Raw genomic sequence first — 22212 nt, forward strand, 5'->3', positions numbered from 1 at the left:
CACCCCGCACCGCCGGGCTGCGGGCCGTCCCACCTGGCCGGCGCCTCACCGTCCGGGCGGGTCCTGCGGCCCCCGCCCGGACAGCACCTCCCCGTACGCCTGCATCAGATCCGGCAGCCGCAAGGTCGCCAGATCCTCCCTCCCCAGCACCCCGGGATAGACCGACAACCGCAGATCCCGGTACGCGCAGCTCTTCTCGTAGAGCGTCCGCAGAAACCGCCCGTTCCCCAGCTCGTCGATCCACCCCTGATCCACCACATGCCCGGCGATCGACCGCAACTCGTCGAGGGCCTCCTCGTCCCACAGATCCCCGTTCTCCGCCGCGAGCACCTTGCCGATCTCGGTGAGCTCCAGGGGCCGGTACGAGGGAAAGTCCACGCGGGTGGTGAAGCGGGAGGAGAGCCCGGGGTTCGCGGCGAGCAGGCGGTCCATGCCCTCCGGGTAGCCGGCCAGGATGACCACGAGATGGTCGCGGTTGTCCTCGGCCCGTTTCAGCAGCACCTGCAGCGCCTCGTCGCCGTACGCGTCCCCCTTGCCGTAGCCGGAGTTGGACAGCGAGTACGCCTCGTCGACGAAGAGCACACCGCCGAGGGCCGAGTCGATCAGCTCGTTCGCCTTCACGGCCGTCTGCCCGAGGTACTCGCCGACCAGGTCGGCCCGCTGGGCCTCCACCAGATGGTCACCGCCGAGCAGCCCGAGGGCGTAGAACACCCGGCCGAGGATGCGGGCGACGGTGGTCTTGCCGGTGCCGGAGGGGCCGGAGAAGACGAAGTGGCGTTTCGGCGGCTGGACCGGAAGCCCCTGCCCGGCCCTCAGCCGCGCCATGTTCAACTGTGCCGACAACGCTTTGACCTGGCGTTTCACCGGCTCCAGCCCCACCATGCGCTCGAGCTCGGCGAGGGCCTCCTCCAGTAACACGGGGTCGGTGGGCCCGGCGGGCAGCGACGACACCGGGCCGGCCTTCTCGCGCACCGCGGGGTCGGTGACCGGTGGCAGGGGAGCGGAGCCCGGCGGCTCGGGATCGGGCAGCCTGAGATCGCGGCCGTCGGCGCCGAAGAGGGGATCGAACCCGTCCTGGCCGTCCACCATGTCCTGGCCCGCGCCGTTGAGCGTGATGGCCGCGAGATCGGCGGCGTCGTAGCCGTCGCCCTCGGCGATCGCGGCGAGCCGCGCCGAGGTGTCCATGAAGGCGGGGTCGACGCGGTGCACGGCCCGGTACAGGGGGAGTGCGGCGGCGCTGCGGCCGGTGCCCTCGTGAGCCCTGGCCAGCCAGTAGCGCAGCTCCTTGCGCTGGGGCTGCTCGCTGCGGCAGCGCATCAGCGCGGCGGACAGCAGCGGCTCGGCCTGGCCGTACATCTCCAGGCGGACCCGGGCCATGCCGCCGAACAAGCCCGCCTCGATGCCGAGCATCGGGTCGTCGAGGAGGGGGTCGGTGTGCCGGACCAGCTGCTCCCAGTCCTTGACGAGATAGGCGCGGCAGGCGTGCAGGAACCGGACCTGGTGATCGGTGTCCACCGGTGGCAGTCCGGCGAGCGCCCGGTCCAGCTCGGGGACGTGGCGGCCGTCCAGCCAGTGGGAGGCGTGCGCGAGCAGCAGATCACGCGGGCTCTCCAGCACGGGCTGCACCCACCAGCCCAGCCAGTACCAGGAGTTGAGGGTGCGACCGTACCGGGAGCGCTGCTCGCCGAAGCGGTCCCGGTGCCGGAACATCCTCAGCAGCGCGGTCGTCGTGTCGACGCGCAGCGCGTGCAGCCCGAGCCAGCCGTCGGCCATGTGGGGGTCCGTCCGGACGGCGGCGCGGAACTCCTCCTCCGCCTGCGGATAGGCACCCATGGTGTAGGCGTCCACGCCTCGCAGCCAGGCGAGGTCGGCCGGGGCCTGAGGGCCCTGCGTGCCGAAGTCCATCACGTCCCCCACGAACCGTGCCCCCGTCGGAATGCCAACGAGCCGCCCCCAGCCGGCTGCCCTGCTCGAACCGCTGTGCCACGGACCGGAGTTGCCAGGTGCGCGAAGCAACCGTCCGCAGGCCGCGACGAGGGCATCGTACCCGCGGGGGCCGCCGCCCCGTAGGGTGCCGCACGGGCCGTTCGACGAGGTGGGAGCGGACGCGGCGCTGCCGTGCACGGTGACCGAGGGTGAGCGCGTCATGGGGCGCGGCGCCCGGAGAACCGGAAGAAGACAGAACGAAGCCCCCGATCACGGGGGAACAACCGGGGGCTTCGCGTCTGTGGGCGGCTGCGAATGGCCGCACATTGGAAACGTAAGTCCTGTACGGCCCCCCGGTCAAGCCGAGTTGAAGCACTCCGGCAAGTTGTCCCGCAAGGGCTTTCACGACTTCAGCACACTGCGGGCGGCCCGTCACCGTGCGTGAGGAAACTGGTCCGGTCCAACGGTCCCAGCAGGTCCCGGAAGCACCTGATACCCCTTCTCCACCTGCCGTACCAGGAGGTCGGCGAAGGGCCGCGAGGGGTCGCCGGCGAAATGCCGTCGTTCGGCGGGGATCCATCCGTTCCAGAACTCCCGCTGTTCCTCCCCGTCCCGCGACCGCCCACGTGCCCAGGCTTCCTCGCACGGCAGTTCCATCCACAGCAGCAGGGCCAGATGGGGGCGCAGTGCCCGGCGCCCCGCTCCGACGCCCTCCACGAGGACCACAGGGGCGGCCGGCAGGGAGCGCGGGAGGCCGAAGCGGCGGGCTCGCCAGTCGTAGGGGGCGTACTGCGCGGTCCGGCCGTGGGACAGCGGTTCGATCACCTGGTCGAGCAGGCGTCCGGACCACTCGAAGAGTTCGTCGTGGCTGGCGATGTCGTCGAGGCGCAGCACCGGAGCACCGTCCAGTTCCGTGGCCAACCGGCAGGCGAACGTGGTCTTTCCGGAGCCGGCGTGCCCGTCGACGCCCACGAGACGGACCGGGCCGCAGGAGGGCCGGAGGCCGCGGATCCGCGAGGCGAGATCGCGGACGGCTGATCCCGGGGTGGAGCGGAAGGGCGCGTTCATCTCGCGTAGCACTCTAACGACGGCGCCCTCGGTCCCCGCCACTGGTCACGCCGATATGGGTGAGCGTGGCGCGGGCCGAAGTGCTGGCGGTATCCGGCGGGCTGTGCTCCTATGTGGCGCATACACCTGTGCGACCTACATGCAACGGACCTGCCCCGCCCCTGCCCGACTCCGAGATCCGGGGGTCCCCGCCATGAGCAGAGCCGAACAGCCGTCCCGCAGAAGCGTCCTGGCCGCCGCGGTCGTCGCCGCCGTCACGGCGGGCGCGAGTCCGGTGGCCGCCGAGCCCGAGGCCACCATGCCGACCGACACCGCAGACCCCGCCCGCTCCCTCCCGGCCCGCACCGTGCACAACCGGGCCTGGATCTCGTTCGCCGACTGGAGCGGGGGTGCCGTCCGGGGCACCCGTGCCGTCGCGGGCGCCCGTCCGGGCGTCGTGATCGCGACGCCCGCCGGAACCACCGACTACACGGACCCGCACACCGGCACCACCGCCTTCTGGGAGTACGGCACCTGGACCTCCCGCGCCCACCGGCTCGCGGTCCCCGCTACGGAGGCGATCGTCTCCTGGAACGCGCACACCCCGGCCGGCACCTGGCTCCAGGCCGAACTCAAGGGCACCTACACCGACGGGACCAGCACCCCCTGGTACGTCATGGGCCGCTGGGCGGCCGGCGACCAGGACATCCGGCGCACCTCGGTCGACGACCAGAGCGACGGCAAGAGCACCGTCTGGACGGACACACTGGCCATCGACGACCCGGCGACGGGGCTGCGCCTGGCCTCCTACCGGCTGCGCCTGACCCTGTACCGCAGGCCGGGCGCCAAGGTCACGCCCACCGTGTGGCGGCTCGGCGCGATGGGGTCGGACGTGCCCGACCGCTTCACCGTCCCGGCGTCCGAGCCCCGCCTCGCGAAGGAACTGGCTGTCCCGAGGTACTCGCAGGAGATCCACAAGGGCCGGTACCCCGAGTACGACAACGGCGGCGAGGCCTGGTGCAGCCCCACGTCCTCCCAGATGATCATCGAGTACTGGGGCGGCCGGCTCACCCCCGAACAGCTGGCCTGGGTGGATCCGGCGTACAGCGACCCGCAGGTCTGCCACGCGGCCCGCTTCACGTACGACTACCAGTACGCGGGCTGCGGCAACTGGCCGTTCAACGCCGCCTACGCGGCCACCTTCAAGGACCTCCAAGGCGTCGTCACCCGGCTCGGCTCGCTCGCCGACCTGGAAAGGCTGATCGCCGCCGGCATCCCGGCCATAACCTCCCAGTCCTTCCTGAAGGAGGAACTGACCGGGGCCGGGTACGGCACGGCCGGGCACCTGATGACCGTCGTCGGCTTCACCGCCGGGGGCGACGTGATCGCCAACGACCCGGCATCGGAGAGCAACGAGGCCGTGCGGCGGGTCTACCGGCGTCGTGAATTCGAGAACATCTGGCTGCGGACCAAGCGGTACAACTCCTCCGGCAAGGTCGTCTCCGGAACCGGCGGCGTCTGCTACCTGTATTTCCCGGCGCGTCCGACCGCGGCCCAGCGCATGGCACTGGCGGCCGTGGGTGTGCGCGTGTGACCAAGGTCTCGGCCGCAAAAGCCGCCTAAGGTGGCAAGCTGGACGGGCGCCGGGGGGAGTCCGTCCGCACCGACCGAAGCAGCGAGAGCTCATGACCGCACACTCCGCCACCGCAGCCAACGTCCGTACCGGCGGTCCTCAGGGAGACGGCCCGAAGATCGTCGAGCACGCGATGGGCTGGGTCCTCGTCGTGGTCGTCGCGATGCTCGTGACCCAGCTCGGCCTGCTGTGATCCGGTTCTCCGAGGCGGTGTGACCTGACCCACGACCGGGCCCCGCGACCTGCCATACTGCGGATGTCCCGCCCCGCCCGCCCGTTGGAACCAGGGTCGAAATTGAATATCAGTCCACAGCCTGCCACGCGTCCCAGAGCTCGCGGCACCGAGCGCTCGCTGGCCCGCCGTGCCGAACTCATCGCCATCGGGCGGAGGTTGTTCGCCGACACCTCCTACGACGCCCTGTCGATGGACGACATCGCCCGGCAGGCGCACGTCGCCAAAGGGCTGATCTACTACTACTTCCAGTCAAAGCGCGGCTACTACCTGGCCATCATCCAGGACTCTGTCACCGACCTGGTCAACCTTGCGGCGAGCGGCCTCGAACTGCCCCCGGTCGACCGTGTGCAGCGCACCATCGACAGCTATCTGCGCTACGCCGAGCAGAACCAGGCGGCGTACCGCACGATCGTCAGCGGCGGCGTCGGCTTCGACACCGAGGTGCACGCCATCCGCGACGGGGTGCGCGAGGCCATCGTCGCCACCATCGCCGAGGGGGCGTACGGCAGTGTCGACATCACTCCGCTGGCGCGCATGGGGCTGCTGGCCTGGGTGTGCGGCGTCGAGGGTGCCACCCTCGAATGGATCGACCGCCCCGGGCTGCCCCGAGGGACCATGTGCGAGCTGCTGGTGAAGGGGCTCGGTGGCGCCCTGCGTGCGATCGCGGACCTCGACCCCGCCTACCCCGCCCCGGAAGCCGCCCGGCAGGGCGCGTGAAGAACGTGCCGTCCAGGGCGTGGTAGTTCGCTAGGTGCCCCATTCGGTGAAGCACCCGATGACCTTGGAGCCGGCGGCCCCGGCCCCGGGGAGGGCGGACTTCGAGCGTGCGGCGGCCTCCTGAGCCGAGGTCGCCGCGGTGAGGGACGAGGTGCCCGCGCCGGCCGGCGGGTCGGCGCCGGGGGCGGCACAACACGCCGCGGACCCACAGCGTTGGCATGAACGCGATGGGTCGATGCAGCGAAACAGTAGGAGGACTAGACCAGTAGGGTCAATGGTGCGGACCAATTTCGCACGCGCGGACCTGCTCGGGTATTTCTTGAAGTGAGCGGTCGTTAACTGGTGACGGGATGCCTCCGATCGGGCATACTCACAGCCCAGAGCCGCTGGTCAGCAGCTTCCGAGACCCGGAACTGCAAGCATCGGCCAGGCACCAGAACGACCCGGCGGCGCCGCCCTCACCCACGGGCCCGTCCGCCAGCGCCCGACAGGGAGGAGAGCGTCGCCATGCCCGACCGCGCCCCGCAGCCGGTGGACCGACAACTGCCCACGGACGAGGCCCGGGACCTGATCTCGCTCGTCTGTGACATCGCACGGCAGGAGATCGCCCCGAAGGCAGCCGAGGAGGAGGACGCAGGCCGCTTTCCGCGCGAACTCTTCACCCTGCTCTCGCGCTCCGGCCTGCTCGGCCTGCCGTACGACTCCGAGTACGGCGGTGGCGACCAGCCGTACGAGGTCTACCTCCAGGTCCTCGAGGAGCTCGCCGCGGCCCGCCTCACCGTCGGTCTCGGCGTCAGCGTCCACACCCTGGCCTCGTACGCCCTCGCCGCCTACGGCAACAAGGAACAGCAGGTCGAGCACCTGCCCGCGATGCTCGGCGGCGGCATGCTCGGTGCCTACTGCCTCTCCGAGCCGCACTCGGGGTCGGATGCGGCGGCCCTGCGCACCAAGGCCGTGCGGGACGGTGACGACTGGGTGATCAGCGGCAGCAAGGCCTGGATCACGCACGGCGGGATCGCCGACTTCTACACGGTCATGGCGCGCACCGGCGAGGAGGGCCCGCGCGGGATCACCGCGTTCCTCGTGCCGGGCGACGCGCCGGGGGTCAGTGCCGCGGCGCCCGAGAAGAAGATGGGCATGAAGGGCTCGCCCACCGCCCAGGTCCACTTCGACGAGGTACGGGTCTCCGACGACCGCCGCATCGGCGAGGAGGGCCAGGGCTTCGCGATCGCGCTGTCCTCGCTCGACTCGGGGCGGCTCGGTATCGCGGCCTGCGCCATCGGCGTGGCCCAGGCGGCGCTCGACGAGGCGCTGGCGTACGCCGCCGAGAGGCGGCAGTTCGGGAAGCCGATCGCCGACTTCCAGGGTCTGCGCTTCATGCTCGCCGACATGGCGACGCAGATCGAGGCGGGCCGTGCCCTCTACCTGGCGGCGGCGCGGCTGCGGGACGCGGGCCGGCCCTTCGCCCGGCAGGCGGCCATGGCGAAGCTGCACTGCACCGACACGGCGATGCGGGTCACCACCGACGCCGTGCAGATCCTCGGCGGCTACGGCTACACCGCGGACTTCGCGGTCGAGCGCTACATGCGCGAGGCCAAGGTGCTCCAGATCGTCGAGGGCACCAACCAGATCCAGCGGATGGTCATCGCCCGCCATCTCGTGGGTCCAGAGGAACGCTGAACTGGTCGAGGCCGCGCCAGGGCGCCGCGAGCCGCATCCACTCCGGGTCGTGCCGGCCCGGCAGGGTGCGGCCGCGCTCTGCCCATGCCCGCATCAGGTCGCGGTAGATCGGCGGGTCCTGATACCGCGGCGCAGTCGGCCGAACCGATTCTGCGGGCGGCGGGACGTACAGGAGGCGCTGACGCCCGGTCGCTGAGGAGATGGGGGTCATACCAGGGCAACGGGGCAACGGCCGGACAGGTCACCGGCAGGCGGAATCGGGCGTGCGTTCACGGGTGCCCGGCCGGTGTCCCGTCCGGGTGCCGGGCGCGGCGTTCCGCTGTCATGCATCAGGGCGCGCCGAACCGCACCACGGCAGACTGCGAGCCGTGGTGCGGGGCAGCTACTGGGGTGGAGCGAGCGGGCGGAGAAGGCCCGAGCTCAGGCCGCCTGGCGGCGCAGGACGGAGACCCTGATGGGGCGTGAGCCCGGGCCGCCGACGTGCGAGAAGGGCTGGGTCCGCCAGTCGAGTCCCTGAGGGAGCGTCAACAGCAGGGCCGCACCCTGCTCCTGGGGGTCGACGGACTCGTCCGCGGGGTGGGCGTCCGCGGCCGGCCGGCCGGTTCCGGCACAGACCGTGAGCCCGAAGGGGTTCCACGGCGAGGCACACAGCGCGTGCTCCGGCAGGACCTCCTCGTCCGCCAGGAGGGCGATGGGCTGTGCGCAGTCCGGGCAGACGACCCGGAACATCTCGAAGGTGTCGTAGGCGTCGAGCTCGTCGTCGAAGGCGTCGGGTTCGACGCCCTCCGGCTCGGGCTCGACGACGAGCTGCTGCCGCTTGGGTGCGGTGCGACCAGGGCGCTTAAGACTCTGCATTGGATTCTCCCCCTCGGGCTGGGCCGTTCAGGCGCTGCGGCCTCGACCACAGCAAGCACTTCCCGTCCCCCCTGGGCGGTAATCACGAGAACATTACGGAGACTGTTCGAACCCTGTGGCGTTCGTCACATGCCGCATGCAGGTGCCCACTGTGGCTCCTCAGGTATCCGGAGAGATCAGCCGCACTGTAGGTTCTTGCGCCATGGAGGAGCTGGACCGACAGATCGTGCAGCTGCTCGTCAAGGACGGGCGGATGAGCTACACCGACCTGGGCAAGGCCACGGGTCTGTCCACGTCGGCCGTGCATCAGCGGGTGCGGAGGCTGGAGCAGCGGGGGGTCATCCGGGGCTATGCGGCGGTCGTGGACCCGGAGGCGGTGGGGCTGCCCATGACGGCCTTCATCTCGGTGAAGCCGTTCGATCCCAGCGCGCCGGACGACATCGCGGACCGGCTGGCGGGGGTGCCCGAGATCGAGGCCTGTCACAGTGTCGCGGGCGATGAGAACTACATCCTCAAGGTGCGGGTGGCCACGCCGCACGAGCTGGAGGAGTTGCTGGCCCGGGTGCGGTCGTTGGCGGGGGTTTCCACGCGGACGACGGTGGTGCTGTCGACGCCTTACGAGGCGCGGCCGCCGCGGATCTGACCGGCCGGTTTTCGCGTGCGGGCCGTGTCCTGTCGCTCGCGGCCACGCGGCGGAGCCGCACAGCGACGCGGCCCCGCGCCCCTGACGCGGGGTCTCGCGCTCGCCCCTGTGAGACTGTGCTCCATGAGTGAGTCCAGTGCGCCGCCCAAGACCCTCCTGCTCCGTCGCGGAGAGGTCCACAGTCCCGCCGATCCCTTCGCCACGGCGATGGTCGTGGAGCGGGGGCAGGTCGCCTGGGTCGGTTCCGAGGGGGCCGCCGACGCCTTCGCCGACGGGGTCGACGAAGTGATCGACCTCGATGGCGCTCTGGTCACACCGGCGTTCACGGACGCGCACGTGCACACCACTGCCACCGGCCTGGCGCTGACCGGACTCGATCTGTCGGCCGCCCCCTCACTCGAGGCCGCCCTGGGCCTCGTACGGGACTTCGCCGCCTCCCGGCCGGACGACCGCGTGCTGCTCGGGCACGGCTGGGACGCCGCACGCTGGCCCGGCGGCCGCCCCCCGACACGTGCCGAACTCGACGAGGCCACCGGACACCGGCCCCTCTACCTCAGCCGGATCGACGTCCACTCCGCGGTCGTCACCACGGCCCTGCTCGATCTCGTCCCGGCAGGCGTCGCCCGCGAGGACGGACCGCTCACCGCCGACGCCCACCACGCGGTGCGCGCCACCGCGTTCGCGGCCGTGACGCCACAGCAGCGCGCCGACGCCCAGCGCGCCGCCCTCGCGCACGCCGTGTCGCTCGGGATCGGCACCGTCCACGAGTGCGCCGGCCCGGAGATCTCCTCCGAGGACGACTTCACCGGGCTGCTGCGCCTCGCCGCCGAGGAGCCCGGTCCGCGCGTCGTCGGCTACTGGGCCGAGCGGGACGTCGCCAAGGCCCGGCAGCTGGGCGCGGCCGGCGCCGCGGGCGACCTGTTCGTCGACGGCGCCCTCGGCTCGCACACGGCCTGCCTGCACCAGCCGTACGCCGACGCCGGCCACACCGGCACGGCCTACCTGGACGCCGCCGCGGTCGCCGCACACGTCGTGGCCTGCACCGAGGCGGGTCTCCAGGCCGGCTTCCACGCCATCGGTGACGCGGCGGTGGACACCGTGGTCGAGGGCGTGCGGGAAGCCGCCGAGAAGCTCGGTCCCGCACGGATCCGGGCCGCCCGCCACCGCGTCGAGCACGCCGAGATGCTTAACCCCGAGGCGATCGCGGCGTTCGCGGAACTCGGCCTCACCGCCTCGGTCCAGCCTGCCTTCGACGCCCTGTGGGGCGGCGAGGACGGCATGTACGCGCAGCGGCTGGGTGCCGAGCGGGCGCGTGCGCTGAACCCCTTCGCGGGCCTGCTGCGCGCGGGCGTCCCGCTCGCCTTCGGCTCCGACAGCCCGGTCACCCCGCTCGACCCGTGGGGCACGGTGCGGGCCGCCGCCTTCCACCGCACGCCGGAGCACCGCGTCTCCGTGCGCGCCGCGTTCACGGCACACACGCGGGGCGGCTGGCGGGCCGTCGGACGCGACGACGCGGGTGTCCTGGTGCCCGGCGCTCCCGCCGACTACGCCGTGTGGCGCACCGGCGAACTCGTGGTCCAGGCCCCGGACGACCGGGTCGCCCGGTGGTCGACGGATCCCCGCTCGGGCACCCCGGGGCTGCCCGACCTGACTCCGGGCCGAGACCTGCCCGTCTGCTTGCGCACCGTGGTGGGCGGACGCACGGTCTTCGTACGGCCGGGCGAGTGATCTACGGGGGTGGCGCGCACGGGTTCGTGTGGCGCGCCCCCGTCGCGCGACCTGCGCCTGACCAGGGCTTCGCGGCAACATGCGCAGGTCAAACGGCTGTTGACAGGCGGCCGCGGGGGGCCGGTAGGTTCGGCCGAGTCCACCACCGGACGCCCGACCGGGGACCGTCCGCGCACTCGCCGCAGCGCCGCCGGGTCAGGGACGGTGTGCCGCACCGGGGCACCGCCACTGGGAGCCAGGCTCAGGCCGACGCAGCGCCGAGGGAAGGTTCCGGCCGGTCGGGAAGGTGTGACCCGGGTGGGGCCCGCGTGCTCAGTAGACAACGACTTTCGGTCGATCCGCAGCCAGCGGGTCCCGGGTCGGCCCGAAGGGCGCCGGGCCCCCATCCGCCGTACGCTCGCGGGCGAAGGCGCATTCCTACCCGCGTCTCGCGGGTTCGACACCACCTTTCGCACGTCCAGTCATGTCATCGCAGGCGGGGCCCACTATGGTGGACCCCTGCGTACGGACATGAAGGGGCATCAGTGAACGACGGCGACGGAACCCTCGCGGCAGGAGCCCAGGGGAGGAAGTTCGGCCCGCTCGGCACCGCCTTGGTGATCATCCCGACCTACAACGAGGCGGAGAACATCAAGAGCATCGTCGGCCGGGTGCGGGGGGCCGTCCCCGAGGCACACGTGCTGGTGGCCGACGACAACAGCCCGGACGGCACGGGCAAGCTGGCCGACGAGCTGGCCGTCGACGACGACCACGTCCACGTGCTGCACCGCAAGGGCAAGGAGGGCTTGGGCGCGGCCTACCTCGCCGGCTTCCGCTGGGGTCTGGAGCGCGACTACGGCGTGCTGATCGAGATGGACGCCGACGGCTCCCACCAGCCCGAGGAACTGCCCCGTCTGCTCACCGCCCTCAAGAGCGCCGACCTGGTCCTCGGCTCGCGCTGGGTGCCGGGCGGCCGGGTGGTGAACTGGCCGAAGTCGCGCGAGATGATCTCCCGGGGCGGCAGCCTCTACTCCCGCCTGGCGCTCGACCTGCCGCTGCGTGACATCACCGGCGGCTACCGTGCCTTCCGCCGCGAGACCCTCGAGGGACTCGGTCTCGACGAGGTCGCCTCACAGGGCTACTGCTTCCAGGTCGACCTCGCCCGCCGCGCGGTCAAGGCCGGCTATCACGTGGTCGAGGTGCCGATCACCTTCGTCGAGCGCGAACACGGTGACTCCAAGATGAGCCGCGACATCCTGGTGGAGGCGCTGTGGCGGGTCACGGCGTGGGGCGTGGGGGAGCGGGTGAGCAAGGTCACGGGGAACGGCGGCAGGCCGTCGAAGCCGTAGCCGTGCACCGGGCCGCATCCGGGGCCGGCCGCTCACAGGAACAGCTGCTCACGGGCTTATCCCGTGCTGAGCCGACGCCAGGCACACTGGAGGCATGACGACTGGCGCTCAGACCCCCAGGTACCCCACCCGGCCCCGGCGCTCCCGGCTGCGCACGTTCCTGCCGCTGGGCATCGCCGCGTGGTTCGTGCTGGAGATCTGGCTGCTCACGGTGATCGCGGGGGCGTCGAGCGGGCTGGTGGTCTTCCTCGTCCTGGTGGCGGGCTTCGTCCTCGGCGCGGTCGTGATCAAGCGGGCCGGCCGGCGGGCCTTCCGTAACCTCTCGGAGGCGCTGCAACAGCAGCAGAGCGGCACGATGCCGGCGGCGGCCCGGCCGAACAGCGAGGGCAACGGCCTGATGATGCTGGGCGGTCTGCTGCTGATGATCCCCGGTGTCGTCTCGGACGCGGTGGGCCTGCTCCTGCTGCTGCCCCCGGTCCAGAAGGTGGTGAGCCGTTCCGCGGAGCGCACCTTCGAGCGCAAGCTCCGCGAGGCCGACCCGGGCCCCCTGGGTGGCGCCTTCCAGCAGGCCCGTATGTACCGCCCCGACGGCAAGGTCGTCCAGGGCGAGGTCATCAGGGACGAGAGGGACGAGCCGGGCGACGCTCCGCGGGAGCCGCGTCCGCCGCTGACGCACTGAGCGTTCCCCGGGCACAGAAAACCGCGGGCGCCGTACTTCACGTACGGCGCCCGCGGTCATTGACGCGCTGTAATTCCGGCCAGGCCCCTGAGGGACTTACGCCGACTTGCGGCTGTCTCGCGGATGAACCGCGATGTTCATCGCACCGGAGCGCAGAACCGCCAGGCGCTCCTCGAGGACCTCTTCGAGCTCCTCACGGGTGCGCCGCTCCATCAGCATGTCCCAATGCGTACGCGCGGGCTTGCCCTTCTTCTCTTCAGGGACATCACCGTCCACGAGGAGTGCCTGGGCTCCGCAGACCTTGCACTCCCACTCCGGCGGGATCTCCGCCTCGACCGAGAAGGGCATCTCGAAGCGGTGCCCCTTCTCGCATGCGTACTCCACGGCCTGGCGCGGGGCCAGGTCGATGCCGCGGTCCGTCTCGTAGCTGGTCACCACGAGGCGCGTGCCGCGAAGAGCTCGCTCACTCATGAATCGTGCCTCCCGGGCTTGTCGCCCACAGGACAGGTGTCGCTGTCGTCGTCATCCGGTCAACGTCCGGTCGGCGGTAAAGATTCCCGTTCCGAGTCCCGTTCCGGGTCATGCGTCGCCGTCGTAGCCGCCCTTGTTGTACCCACCAGCGCCCGGTTTGTCACATCTGCTGGCAGATGTAACCTAGCGTTTCGGCATCTTTGACGCGCAGTAACGGTCCGCCTGGCAGGCCAAACGCGTACACTACAGCCCTTTCGCTTCGAGTGCTAAATCCTGTCCGGAACCGGATTCCCCGATTCGGCGATCGCACGCCGCACCGGGACCCGGGCGAGCAGGGCGAACCCGATGACGAAGAACGCGACCAGCGAGATGATCGCGTCCCGGTAGCTCCCGGTCAGCTGGTAGGCGACACCGAACAGCAGCGGCCCCAGCCAGCTCATCCCGCGGTCGCTCATCTCGTACGCCGAGAAGTATTCGGCCTCCTTCCCGGGCGGGACGAGATGGGAGAACAGGGACCGGGACAGCGCCTGGCTGCCACCGAGGACCAGGCCGATCCCGGCGGCCAGGACGAAGAACCACGCAGGCGCCCCGGCAGGCAGGAAATACCCGGCGACCAGGGTCAGCGTCCACGCGACCAGTGAGCCGAGGATCGTGCGCTTGGCGCCGTAGGTCCGGGCCAGCCGGCCCATCGTCAGAGCGCCCGCCACCGCCAGCACCTGCACCAGCAGCACGGCGCCGATGAGGGTGGACTGCCCGAGGCCCAGCTCCTCGGATCCGTAGACCGAGGCCTGGGAGATCACCGTCTGGATGCCGTCGTTGTAGACGAGGTACGCCAGCAGGAAGCCCAGGGTCAGGGGGTGGCGGCGCATGTCGCGAACGGTCGCCGCGAGCTGCCGGAAGCCCGGGAGTGCCGCTTCCCGCGCGGCCGGTCTGCGATCCCGCAGCCGCCGCAGCGGGATGAGGGCGAAAGCCCCCCACCACAGGCCGGCCGACGCCAGGCAGATGCGGACGGCCGTGCTCTCCGAGACGCCGAAGCCGTCGTGCCCGGTGTAGAGGACCAGGTTGATGACGAGGACCAGCGAGCCCGCCGCGTAGCCGAAGGCCCAGCCCCGGGAGGAGACCGCGTCGCGCTGCTCGGGCGGGGCGATCTGCGGCAGATAGGAGTTGTAGAGCATCATCGCGACGGAGTGCGCCGCGTTCGCGACGACCAGCAGCGCCCCGCCGAGCAGATAGCGGTCACCGTCCAGGAAGAACATGGCCGTCGTGGCCGTGGCTCCCAGGTAGGCGGCGGCCGCGAGCAGCGGCTTCTTGCGGCCGGTGCGGTCCGCGGCGGCCCCCACCAGGGGCATCGCCATGACCGCCACGATCACCGACAGCGACACCGAGTACGCGAAGAAGGACCCCGCGCGTACCGGGATGCCGAGGGGATGGACGTACCCGGCGGCGTCGGCGGCCGATTCGGCGACCGAGGTCAGATAGGGGCCCAGGAACACGGTGAGCACGCTCGTCGAATAGACGGAGCACGCCCAGTCGTAGGCGTACCAGCCCCGCTGCTCGCGTCTGAGCTCCCCGGCCCCGTCGGCCGGTGGTGTCCGCACGGTGTCGGCGCCCACCCGTGCCCTCGCTTCCCCGTGAACGCGCGAAGGCGAGCGGCCCCGGGCCTCAGACCCAGACGCCGCGGTCCTCCATGACCTTGCGCAACGTGTCGATGTGATCGGTCATGATGCCATCCACGCCCAGGTCCAGGAGCCGGTGCATGCGCTCCGGTTCGTTGACGGTCCACACGTGTACCTGGAGCCCGCGCGCGTGGGCGGCGTGGAGGAAGCGGTGGTCCACGACCTGGATGCCGGACTGTGTCTCCGGGACCTGTGCGGCGACCGCCGAGCGGCGCACCGCCGCCGGCAGCCCCCAGGAGCGCAGCCGCAGGTTGAGCACGCCCCGGGTGCCGTACGACGTGGCCAGGCGCGGGCCCGCCAGCCGCTGGGCGCGCACCACACGCGCCTCGGAGAACGAACCGAGGCAGATCCGGTCCCAGGAGTTCGTCCGGCCGACCAGGTCCAGGAAGGGCAGCAGGGCGGCCTCCGCCTTGACGTCGACGTTCCAGCGCACCTCGGGGAAGGTCTCCAGGAGCTCCTCGAAGAGCGGCACCGGTTCCGCGCCTGCCACGCGCGCCCGCCGTACCTCCTGCCAGGGCAGGTCGGCGACCCGGCCCGCCCCGTCCGTCACACGGTCCAGGGTCGCGTCGTGGAAGGCGACGAGCTTGCCGTCCCGCGAGGCGTGGACATCGGTCTCGATGTACCGGTAGCCCGCCTCGACCGCGCACCGGAACTGCCGCACGGTGTTCTCCAGGCCGTCCGCGGCCCCGCCCCGGTGGGCGAAGGGGATCGGGCCGGGATGGTCGAGGTAGGGGTGGCGTATCCGCGAGGTCACGGTCGCAGTATCGCTCCTCGTGGTTGACCGGTGGCAACGACCGTGCTGCCGCCGGATGCAGAGGGGACGGCGAACACCCGCAGGAACAGCTGGGCGAGGGGGCCGATGGACACCGCGTAGAGCAGGGTGCCGATGCCGACGGTGCCGCCCAGGGCGAAGCCGGTCGCCACCACCGTGAGCTCGATGCCCGTGCGCACCAGGCGGATCGAGACGCCGGTGAGCCGGTGCAGCCCCGTCATCAGACCGTCCCGCGGTCCCGGGCCGAAGCGCGCCGCGATGTAGAGGCCGGTCGCCGCGCCGTTCAGGACGATTCCCACGACCATCAGCGTCCCGCGCGTCGCCAGGCCGTGCGCGTCGGGCGCCAGGGCCAGTGTCGCGTCCATCGCCATGCCGATGACCAGCACGTTGGAGACCGTTCCCAGGCCCGGCCGCTGGCGCAGCGGGATCCACGCGAGCAGCACCGCCGCGCCCACGATGGTCAGCACCACTCCGATCGACAGCCCCGTCCGCTCGGCGATGCCCTGGTGCAGCACGTTCCACGGCTCCAGGCCGAGCCCCGACCGGACGAGCAGCGCCGAACTCGCGCCGTACAGCGCGAGACCGGCGTAGAGCTGGGTCAGTCGCCGACCGAGACGGCGCTGCGTGGACATGAGGTGCCCCCCTGTGGTGGTAGTGGACTGATGCATGACACCCTGTGGCGTGGATGGAGGGGCCATCCATGGCCAATCCGGGGAAGGTGGACTGATTTCCATGGCGCAGTGGACCTCTGCCGTGGGCGCGGCGCAGCTCGCCCGGCTGCTCAACTCCCAGCAGGACCGCCCTGCGGGGCCCGGCACCCGCCGTCCGCCGGCCTATCGTGCGCTCGCCGACGGCATCCGCCTGCTGGTGCTCGAAGGGCGCGTCCCGGTGGCCGCCCGGCTGCCCGCCGAGCGCGAACTCGCGCTGTCCCTGTCGGTGAGCCGTACCACGGTCGCCGCCGCGTACGAGGCGCTGCGCACCGAGGGGTTCCTGGAGTCCCGGCGGGGCGCGGGCAGTTGGACCGCGGTACCGGCCGGGAACCCGCTGCCCGCCCGCGGCCTGGAACCGCTGCCGCCCGAGGCCCTGGGGTCGATGATCGACCTGGGCTGCGCGGCGCTTCCGGCCCCCGAGCCGTGGCTGACCCGGGCCGTTCAGGGGGCGCTCGAGGAACTGCCGCCGTACGCGCACACGCACGGCGACTATCCCGCCGGGTTGCCGGCGCTGCGGTCGATGATCGCGGAGAGGTACACCGCTCGCGGTATCCCGACGATGCCCGAGCAGATCATGGTCACGACCGGGGCGATGGGCGCGATCGACGCGATCTGCCACCTGTTCGCCGGGCGGGGTGAGCGCGTCGCCGTCGAGTCTCCCTCGTACGCCAACATCCTCCAGCTGATGCGCGAGGCCGGTGCCCGGCTGGTCCCCGTGGCGATGGCCGAGGGGCTCGCCGGCTGGGACATGGACCGCTGGCGCCAGGTCCTGCGGGACGCCGCGCCGCGGCTCGCGTACGTCGTCGCCGACTTCCACAACCCGACCGGGGCGCTCGCCGACGATGAGCAGCGACGGCGGCTGGTGGGCGCGGCGCGGTCCTCCGGGACCGTGCTGATCGCCGACGAGACGATGAGCGAGCTGTGGCTGGACCCGGATGTGCGGATGCCGCGGCCGGTGTGCGCCTTCGACCCGGCCGGGTCGACGGTGATCACGGTCGGCTCGGCGAGCAAGGCCTTCTGGGCCGGGATGCGCATCGGGTGGGTACGGGCCGCGCCGGACGTGGTCCGCAGCCTGGTCGCCGCGCGGGCGTACGCGGATCTGGGTACGCCGGTGCTGGAGCAGCTTGCGGTGAACTGGCTGTTCGGGACGGGGGGCTGGGAACGGGCCGTGGAGGCGCGGCGGGAGCAGGCACGGCAGAACCGGGACGAGCTCGTGGCGGCGGTGCGCAGGGAACTGCCCGGGTGGGAGTTCGAGGTGCCGCGGGGCGGGTTGACGCTGTGGGTGCGGACCGGGGGTCTTTCCGGATCCCGGATCGCGGAGGCGGGGGAGCGGGTCGGGGTGCGGGTGCCGTCCGGGCCGCGCTTCGGCGTGGACGGGGCGTTCGAGGGGTACGTGCGGTTGCCGTTCACCGTGGGGGGTGCGGTGGCTGAGGAGGCGGCAGTGCGGTTGGCCGCGGCTGCGGGGCTCGTGGAGTCCGGTGGGGTGGGCGGTACGGAGGCGCCGCGTACGTTCGTTGCCTAGGTCGTGTCCGCAAAGTCCCGTCGTCCGCCCGGAGGGCGGGCCCCGCGGCGTCCGGTGCGGCGAGTGGGGGCCCCTGCTCGAAGAGCTTGGGGGAGCGTGCCAGGCGTCGCGGGGCAGGCGGGACTTCGCGGAGACCGCCTAGTGCTCGGTGACCGCGGTCAGGACCCCTTGGTGGGCTTCGTCAGGACCGGTACCGGCTCGGGTTCCGCCGACTCGGGTTCCTGCTCCTGCTTCTGCTTCGCCGGGCCGGGCTCGTCCTCCGTGGGTTCCGGCATCGTCCCTCCGTCCGCCGGCGTCGTGTGGGGCGGGAGGAGGTCCAGAACCGCCTGGCGGTGGGCGTCCGTGGTCGCGTCGTCGTAGGGATGAGGCGTGACCGGCACCTGGAGGCGGTGGACCGGGCCCGTGCCCAGGCGGGCGTAGCCGCGACCGGGCGGGACCTCGTCGACGGGTGTGGTGTGCGGGGGCGCGCCCAGGACGGACTCGACCTGCCCGGCCGTCGCCGGCCCGAGGACGACGCGGGCGCGCGTGTGGTGCAGCACCGGTTCGCTGAGGGTCTCCATGCTGTCCAGCTGGTCGGCCACCACCACCGTCACGTTCGCCAGGCGGCCGTGCCGCAGGGGGATCTGGAGAAGGGACTGGGGGTCTCTGCGGTCGTCCGCGGCGGCCAGGTGGGTGAACGCCGTCGGGCGGTCCAGGAGGATCCAGAGCGGGCGCTTGGTGTCGTCCGGGGGTGGGTGGCCCGCCTGGTGGGCGCGGTTGATGGCGATCAGGCGGCGCTCGGTCTCGTGCGCGGCCCACTCCAGGCTCGCCAGTACCCCGGCGAGCCCGCACTCGACGGCCAGGACGCCGTCCCGTCCGGTCAGGCAGGCGTACTCGCCGGTGCCGCCACCGTCGACGATCACCACGTCGCCGTGCTGGAGGGCCTGCAGGGCGACGGACCGCAGCAGCGTGGACGTGCCGCTGCCCGGCTGGGCGAGGGCGAGCAGGTGGGGTTCGGTGGAGCGCGGGCCGGTGCGCCAGACGACCGGGGGCACGTCCCGTCGCTGTTCGCCGCAGGTCACGGGAAGCGTGCGCCGCACCCGGGTCTGGTCGGTGAAGCCGAGGACGATCTCGCCGGGAGCCGTGACGAAACGTTGGGCGGTGATGTCGGTGGCCAGTGGCGTGAGCACGCTGACCGTCAACTGGTTGCCCTCCTCGTCCCACAGGAAGTGGTATTCGCGGCCACGGCCCGACTTGGCCGCCAGAAGGTGTTCGATCCGGGCCCGGGCCTCGGGCTCGCCGTCGGCGAAGTACGCCGGGTAGCGCACCACCAGATGCGAGATCCGGGCACCACCGTCGAACGCGTAGGTGGGAAAGACCTTGTCCCAGGCGCCGCCGTGCGTATAGAGCGGCTCGGGGTCCTCGGCGGTGGAGAAGTAGGGCACGAGCGCCTCGTACAGCGACGTCAGGCGCTGGGACTGCGACTCGTCGGGCCCGTCGGTTGCCGCCGCGGCGCGGTCCCTGCCCTGCCAGGCCGCCGAAGCCATCAGCGTGATGGCGGCGAGCAGGGGCCCGTACGGCACCAGCGCCACGACCAGGATCGCGGAGGCCATCAGGAACAGCAGCGCCCCCCGTCTCTCCTTGGGGGTCTCCGCCCATCTGCGCCGCCCGGCCGCTGCCAGCCGGCGCAGACCCCGCGTGATCGTGATCAGCGGGTGGAGGACGTCGGTGGCGCTGTCGGCTGCCGTCCGGGCCAGCTCCCGGCTCCGGGCGAGCTGTGCGCCGCCGTTGCTCAGAATGCGGGGGAGGGGGCGCCGGGTCACTGCTGCCTCCAGTGAATACCTACGGTCGGGACGCGGACGGGGTGCGCGGCCGTCAGAACTTGATCCCGCCCAATAGGCTCGCCAGGCTCTCGCCGCCCGCCTTGATGCTCGGGGCGATGGCCGTACTGGCCAGATAGAAGCCGAAGAGCATCGTCACCACGGCGTGCGACGCCTTGAGGCCGTCCTTGCGGAAGAAGATGAAGACGACGATGCCGAGCAGGACCACGCCTGAGATGGAGAGAATCATGTGGGTTCTCCTGGTTCGCGGGGACAGTCACCATGAGTACTTCCAGGATCACAGGATGTATCCATACGATAAAAGGTGCAACTGGGTATAACTCTGACTATTCCGACCGGCTGGTGAGCTGTGGTGATCTTTACCTCGGGCACATCGGGTCATGTGCCGCGCGAGCCAGTACCCTGGCGATTCACTCGTACGGCTGCGCCCCTCGCAGGCGTACGCACCTGACGTGACGCGCAGTGGAGAGGCGGTCCCGCCGATGACCGAAGTCCCCGACCCCGAGGTCGTGGAGCTGGCGACCAAGATCTTCGATCTGGCCCGGCGGGGACAGACCGAGGCGCTCGTGGCGTACGTCGACGCGGGCGTTCCGGCCAACCTCACCAACGACCGCGGTGACTCGCTCGTGATGCTCGCCGCCTATCACGGCCACTCCGACGCGGTGCGCGCCCTGCTCGCCCGTGGCGCCGACGCCGACCGCGTGAACGACCGGGGCCAGACCCCGCTCGCGGGAGCGGCCTTCAAGGGCGAGACGGACGTGATCAAGGCCCTCCTGGAGGGCGGCGCCGACCCGTCCGCCGGCACTCCCTCGGCCGTCGACACGGCCCGGATGTTCGGTCGGACGGAACTGCTCGAACTGTTCGGCGAGCACTGAGCCGGCCAGCCTGACCTGGAACGACAACGAAAACGGGGGAGGCGGTACAGGGCCGCCGAAATTTCGGTCGCGGCAGAGCGAAGTGCCGAGTCATCATGACGACGTGGTTCACGGACGTGATGGCTGGGCAGGTAGTGCCGCACCGCGCGGACCGTGACGCGGTCCGCAAGGGCCACCGACGAGAGGCAGAGGAAGATGGTCTACAGCAAGCAGGAAACGGCGGGCACTCCGACGTGCTGTCGCGCGGCCAGGTAGTACACGTCCCCGGTTGCGTCGACGCTTGATGTGAGGCTGTTTCCCATGTTCGATCCGGTCATAGCGCCCAGCGGTACGCTGCTCGGCCTGCTCCAGCGGGGCCGCGGCGACGGCACGCTGCACGCGCTCACCGCCCCGCGCTCCGAGGCGCTCGCGGCGTTGAACCACTGCGTGCTGCACGATCCCCGCCACGACTGGCGGGTGGAGAACCGCTCCCTCTACTACGCCCGCCTCTATCTCGACCTGAACGGCGAGCTGGACGCGGTCGAGGCCCATCTCTTCGACGCCGAGGACGTCCTCGACGCCGACGAGTCACGTACCGGGCTCGCCCTCGCCGTCCTCGGCCACCTCGCCTCCTACGGCAGGCGGGACGCGCTCGAACTGCTGCGCAGGTACGCCGCCCACGGCTCCAACTGGGCCTGGGCCCTCGACGAGCTGGCCCTCAGGGACGACGACGCCGGCCTGCGTGCCCTCGCCGCACCCGTCCTCGCGCGGTTCCCGGCCGATCCGGAGGGTGACGCCGAGCTGGCCGCCGCCGTCCGGGACGCCTTCGAGCCCCGGCCGTGGCGGCTGTGGGCCGAGGATCCGCGCGAATCCGTCGCCACTCGCGTGCGGGCCGCCCATGAGGCAGGCTGCTTCGACCGCTGGCAGCGGCAGATGAGGCCACCCGGGCCCCGCCCCGGGTGGAGTGTGAGCGCCGTCTTCGAGTGGGCCCAGCAGGGCCTGGAACGGGGCGCGGCCCTCCACGTCCCGGCCGCCCGGTGTCTCACGGCCGTGGCGGGGCCCGATGACCGGGCCGAGATCGTCCAGGCGGCGAAGGACGGCACCGACGGAGCCCGGTGTACCGCTCTGCGCTACCTGGCCGACGGCAACGATCCCGACGCCCTCGACCTGATCGAGGGCGCCGTGGCCACCGGCTCGGCGGTCGTCGTGGAGGCCGCCGTCGACGCCTTCGAACGGATGCGCAGTCTTGCCGCCGTGGACCGGGCGCGGGGCTGGGCACCCCGGCCCGACGAGCTCGGCGCCGCCGCCGGGCGCGTCCTGGCCTGCCGGGGCGGGACGCAGGACCGGGACCTGGTCCTCGCGGCCCTGCGCGAGGCGGTGCGCGGCGAAGGCCCCGACGCACAGACCCTGTGGACCCTCGTCGACGGCGCCGGACGGCTCGGCATCGCCTGCGCCGCGCCCGTGCTCCGGCACATCTACCGCGAGACCGCCTCCTCCCACCTGCGCGGCCGGGCCGCTCGCGCGCTCGCCGCCACCGACCCCTCCTTCGCCACCGGCTTCGCCGTCGAGTGCCTGTGGGACTGCGAGGAGTCCACCCGTGAAGTCGCCGCCCGGCACGCCGAGACCGGTGACACCCGGGTCGTCGAGCGACTGCGCCGGCTCGCCGCCGACCCTGCCGAGGAGGCCGAGGTCCAGACGGCCGTACGCAGCCGGATCGGTCCCGAGGAGACCGCTGTGTGACCCCTCCGCGGGAAACCGCTGTGGGACCCCCTTCGCACCAGACCGGCGGGGCGGAATCAGGCCGCCCGGGTGAACGAGGGGTGACGCACGGGTCAGGAGGGCATGGACACCGCCTGACCTGCGCGGGTGCGCCTCAGAACGCTCATAGGACGTTCCTCGTCCGGAAAGATCCACGT

General features: G+C 71.9%; 19 protein-coding genes and 1 pseudogene. 11 read left to right on the forward strand and 9 right to left on the reverse strand.

Annotated features, from left to right (window positions below; translation table 11 throughout):
* Positions 1–45: 45 nt before the first annotated feature.
* A complete protein-coding gene (locus IE97_RS0129480; RefSeq protein ID WP_030247073.1) occupies positions 46–1905 on the reverse strand; it encodes an AAA family ATPase in 1860 nt (619 codons plus the stop codon).
* Between the two features lie 431 nt (positions 1906–2336).
* Positions 2337–2994: pseudogene (locus IE97_RS38765) on the reverse strand (uridine kinase family protein).
* A 193-nt stretch (positions 2995–3187) separates the two neighbouring features.
* Between IE97_RS38765 and IE97_RS0129490 the strand changes: the two are divergent.
* The 4 genes from IE97_RS0129490 to IE97_RS0129505 all read left to right on the forward strand — a co-directional run bounded on the left by IE97_RS0129490 (position 3188) and on the right by IE97_RS0129505 (position 7238).
* Positions 3188–4567, forward strand: a complete 1380-nt coding sequence (locus tag IE97_RS0129490; RefSeq protein ID WP_030247076.1) for a peptidase C39 family protein — start codon at positions 3188–3190, stop codon at positions 4565–4567.
* A 91-nt stretch (positions 4568–4658) separates the two neighbouring features.
* Positions 4659–4799: an SCO1431 family membrane protein gene (locus tag IE97_RS41700; protein WP_106975456.1), complete on the forward strand. Its 141-nt coding sequence runs from the start codon at positions 4659–4661 to the stop codon at positions 4797–4799.
* 102 nt (positions 4800–4901) lie between these two features.
* Complete coding sequence (locus IE97_RS0129500; protein WP_030247078.1) at positions 4902–5558, forward strand: TetR/AcrR family transcriptional regulator; 657 nt, start codon at positions 4902–4904, stop codon at positions 5556–5558.
* A gap of 507 nt (positions 5559–6065) precedes the next feature.
* On the forward strand, positions 6066–7238 hold the full coding sequence (locus tag IE97_RS0129505; protein ID WP_030247081.1) for an acyl-CoA dehydrogenase family protein: 1173 nt from the start codon (positions 6066–6068) through the stop codon (positions 7236–7238).
* Positions 7239–7658: 420 nt separating this feature from the next.
* Here IE97_RS0129505 and IE97_RS0129510 read toward each other — a convergent pair whose 3' ends face one another.
* Complete coding sequence (locus tag IE97_RS0129510) at positions 7659–8093, reverse strand: hypothetical protein (RefSeq protein ID WP_030247084.1); 435 nt, start codon at positions 8091–8093, stop codon at positions 7659–7661.
* Positions 8094–8295: 202 nt separating this feature from the next.
* Here IE97_RS0129510 and IE97_RS0129515 point away from each other — a divergent pair, with 202 nt between their 5' ends.
* From IE97_RS0129515 to fxsA, 4 genes are all read left to right on the forward strand, one after another.
* The gene (locus tag IE97_RS0129515) at positions 8296–8736 is read left to right on the forward strand and encodes an Lrp/AsnC family transcriptional regulator (RefSeq protein ID WP_006136660.1); all 441 of its coding nucleotides are present in this window, start codon (positions 8296–8298) and stop codon (positions 8734–8736) included.
* Positions 8737–8859: 123 nt separating this feature from the next.
* Positions 8860–10464 (forward strand): amidohydrolase, encoded by a 1605-nt coding sequence (locus IE97_RS0129520; protein WP_030247087.1) that lies wholly within the window; start codon positions 8860–8862, stop codon positions 10462–10464.
* A 524-nt stretch (positions 10465–10988) separates the two neighbouring features.
* Positions 10989–11792 carry a polyprenol monophosphomannose synthase gene (locus tag IE97_RS0129525; RefSeq protein WP_030247089.1) on the forward strand — a complete coding sequence of 268 codons (804 nt, stop codon included), beginning with the start codon at positions 10989–10991 and terminating at the stop codon, positions 11790–11792.
* A 94-nt stretch (positions 11793–11886) separates the two neighbouring features.
* A complete protein-coding gene (gene fxsA / locus IE97_RS0129530; protein ID WP_030247093.1) occupies positions 11887–12471 on the forward strand; it encodes an FxsA family membrane protein in 585 nt (194 codons plus the stop codon).
* Positions 12472–12567: 96 nt separating this feature from the next.
* On the opposite strand, the gene IE97_RS0129535 is transcribed toward fxsA, so the two are convergent.
* From IE97_RS0129535 to IE97_RS0129550, 4 genes are all read right to left on the reverse strand, one after another.
* Positions 12568–12942 (reverse strand): RNA polymerase-binding protein RbpA, encoded by a 375-nt coding sequence (locus IE97_RS0129535; protein ID WP_030247095.1) that lies wholly within the window; start codon positions 12940–12942, stop codon positions 12568–12570.
* Positions 12943–13208: 266 nt separating this feature from the next.
* Entirely contained in the window at positions 13209–14555 is a 1347-nt protein-coding gene (locus IE97_RS0129540) for an MFS transporter (protein ID WP_030247097.1), read from the reverse strand.
* 49 nt (positions 14556–14604) lie between these two features.
* Complete coding sequence (locus IE97_RS0129545; RefSeq protein ID WP_030247099.1) at positions 14605–15372, reverse strand: glycerophosphodiester phosphodiesterase; 768 nt, start codon at positions 15370–15372, stop codon at positions 14605–14607.
* On the reverse strand, positions 15369–16022 hold the full coding sequence (locus tag IE97_RS0129550; protein WP_030247101.1) for a YczE/YyaS/YitT family protein: 654 nt from the start codon (positions 16020–16022) through the stop codon (positions 15369–15371). Before IE97_RS0129550 ends, IE97_RS0129545 begins: the two co-directional genes overlap by 4 nt.
* A 100-nt stretch (positions 16023–16122) precedes the next feature.
* Here IE97_RS0129550 and IE97_RS0129555 point away from each other — a divergent pair, with 100 nt between their 5' ends.
* Positions 16123–17622 carry a PLP-dependent aminotransferase family protein gene (locus tag IE97_RS0129555; protein WP_030247104.1) on the forward strand — a complete coding sequence of 500 codons (1500 nt, stop codon included), beginning with the start codon at positions 16123–16125 and terminating at the stop codon, positions 17620–17622.
* Positions 17623–17780: 158 nt separating this feature from the next.
* Here the strand turns inward: IE97_RS0129555 and IE97_RS0129560 are convergent, their stop codons facing one another.
* Both IE97_RS0129560 and IE97_RS0129565 read right to left on the reverse strand, forming a co-directional pair.
* Positions 17781–19424, reverse strand: a complete 1644-nt coding sequence (locus tag IE97_RS0129560; protein ID WP_030247106.1) for a membrane protein — start codon at positions 19422–19424, stop codon at positions 17781–17783.
* A 52-nt stretch (positions 19425–19476) separates the two neighbouring features.
* On the reverse strand, positions 19477–19671 hold the full coding sequence (locus IE97_RS0129565; protein ID WP_003988891.1) for a hypothetical protein: 195 nt from the start codon (positions 19669–19671) through the stop codon (positions 19477–19479).
* Between the two features lie 253 nt (positions 19672–19924).
* On the opposite strand from IE97_RS0129565, the gene IE97_RS0129570 reads away from it, so the two are divergent.
* Together IE97_RS0129570 and IE97_RS0129575 are read left to right on the forward strand one after the other, a co-directional pair.
* Positions 19925–20317, forward strand: coding sequence for an ankyrin repeat domain-containing protein (locus IE97_RS0129570; protein ID WP_030247108.1), 393 nt, complete (start codon positions 19925–19927; stop codon positions 20315–20317).
* Positions 20318–20617: 300 nt separating this feature from the next.
* On the forward strand, positions 20618–22036 hold the full coding sequence (locus IE97_RS0129575) for a hypothetical protein (protein ID WP_030247111.1): 1419 nt from the start codon (positions 20618–20620) through the stop codon (positions 22034–22036).
* Positions 22037–22212 lie beyond the last annotated feature (176 nt).

The organism is Streptomyces sp. NRRL S-455 (assembly GCF_000717875.1).
Taxonomy (GTDB): domain Bacteria; phylum Actinomycetota; class Actinomycetes; order Streptomycetales; family Streptomycetaceae; genus Streptomyces.

Coding starts and splice junctions, on each gene's coding strand:
- IE97_RS0129480 (WP_030247073.1), bottom strand. CDS start 1,905: ATGGACTTCGGCACGCAGGGCCCTCAGGCCCCGGCCGACCTCGCCTGG.
- IE97_RS0129570 (WP_030247108.1), top strand. CDS start 19,925: ATGACCGAAGTCCCCGACCCCGAGGTCGTGGAGCTGGCGACCAAGATC.
- IE97_RS0129535 (WP_030247095.1), bottom strand. CDS start 12,942: ATGAGTGAGCGAGCTCTTCGCGGCACGCGCCTCGTGGTGACCAGCTAC.
- IE97_RS0129565 (WP_003988891.1), bottom strand. CDS start 19,671: ATGATTCTCTCCATCTCAGGCGTGGTCCTGCTCGGCATCGTCGTCTTC.
- IE97_RS0129555 (WP_030247104.1), top strand. CDS start 16,123: ATGGCGCAGTGGACCTCTGCCGTGGGCGCGGCGCAGCTCGCCCGGCTG.
- IE97_RS0129515 (WP_006136660.1), top strand. CDS start 8,296: ATGGAGGAGCTGGACCGACAGATCGTGCAGCTGCTCGTCAAGGACGGG.
- IE97_RS0129490 (WP_030247076.1), top strand. CDS start 3,188: ATGAGCAGAGCCGAACAGCCGTCCCGCAGAAGCGTCCTGGCCGCCGCG.
- IE97_RS0129575 (WP_030247111.1), top strand. CDS start 20,618: ATGTTCGATCCGGTCATAGCGCCCAGCGGTACGCTGCTCGGCCTGCTC.
- IE97_RS0129550 (WP_030247101.1), bottom strand. CDS start 16,022: ATGTCCACGCAGCGCCGTCTCGGTCGGCGACTGACCCAGCTCTACGCC.
- fxsA (WP_030247093.1), top strand. CDS start 11,887: ATGACGACTGGCGCTCAGACCCCCAGGTACCCCACCCGGCCCCGGCGC.
- IE97_RS0129520 (WP_030247087.1), top strand. CDS start 8,860: ATGAGTGAGTCCAGTGCGCCGCCCAAGACCCTCCTGCTCCGTCGCGGA.
- IE97_RS41700 (WP_106975456.1), top strand. CDS start 4,659: ATGACCGCACACTCCGCCACCGCAGCCAACGTCCGTACCGGCGGTCCT.
- IE97_RS0129510 (WP_030247084.1), bottom strand. CDS start 8,093: ATGCAGAGTCTTAAGCGCCCTGGTCGCACCGCACCCAAGCGGCAGCAG.
- IE97_RS0129505 (WP_030247081.1), top strand. CDS start 6,066: ATGCCCGACCGCGCCCCGCAGCCGGTGGACCGACAACTGCCCACGGAC.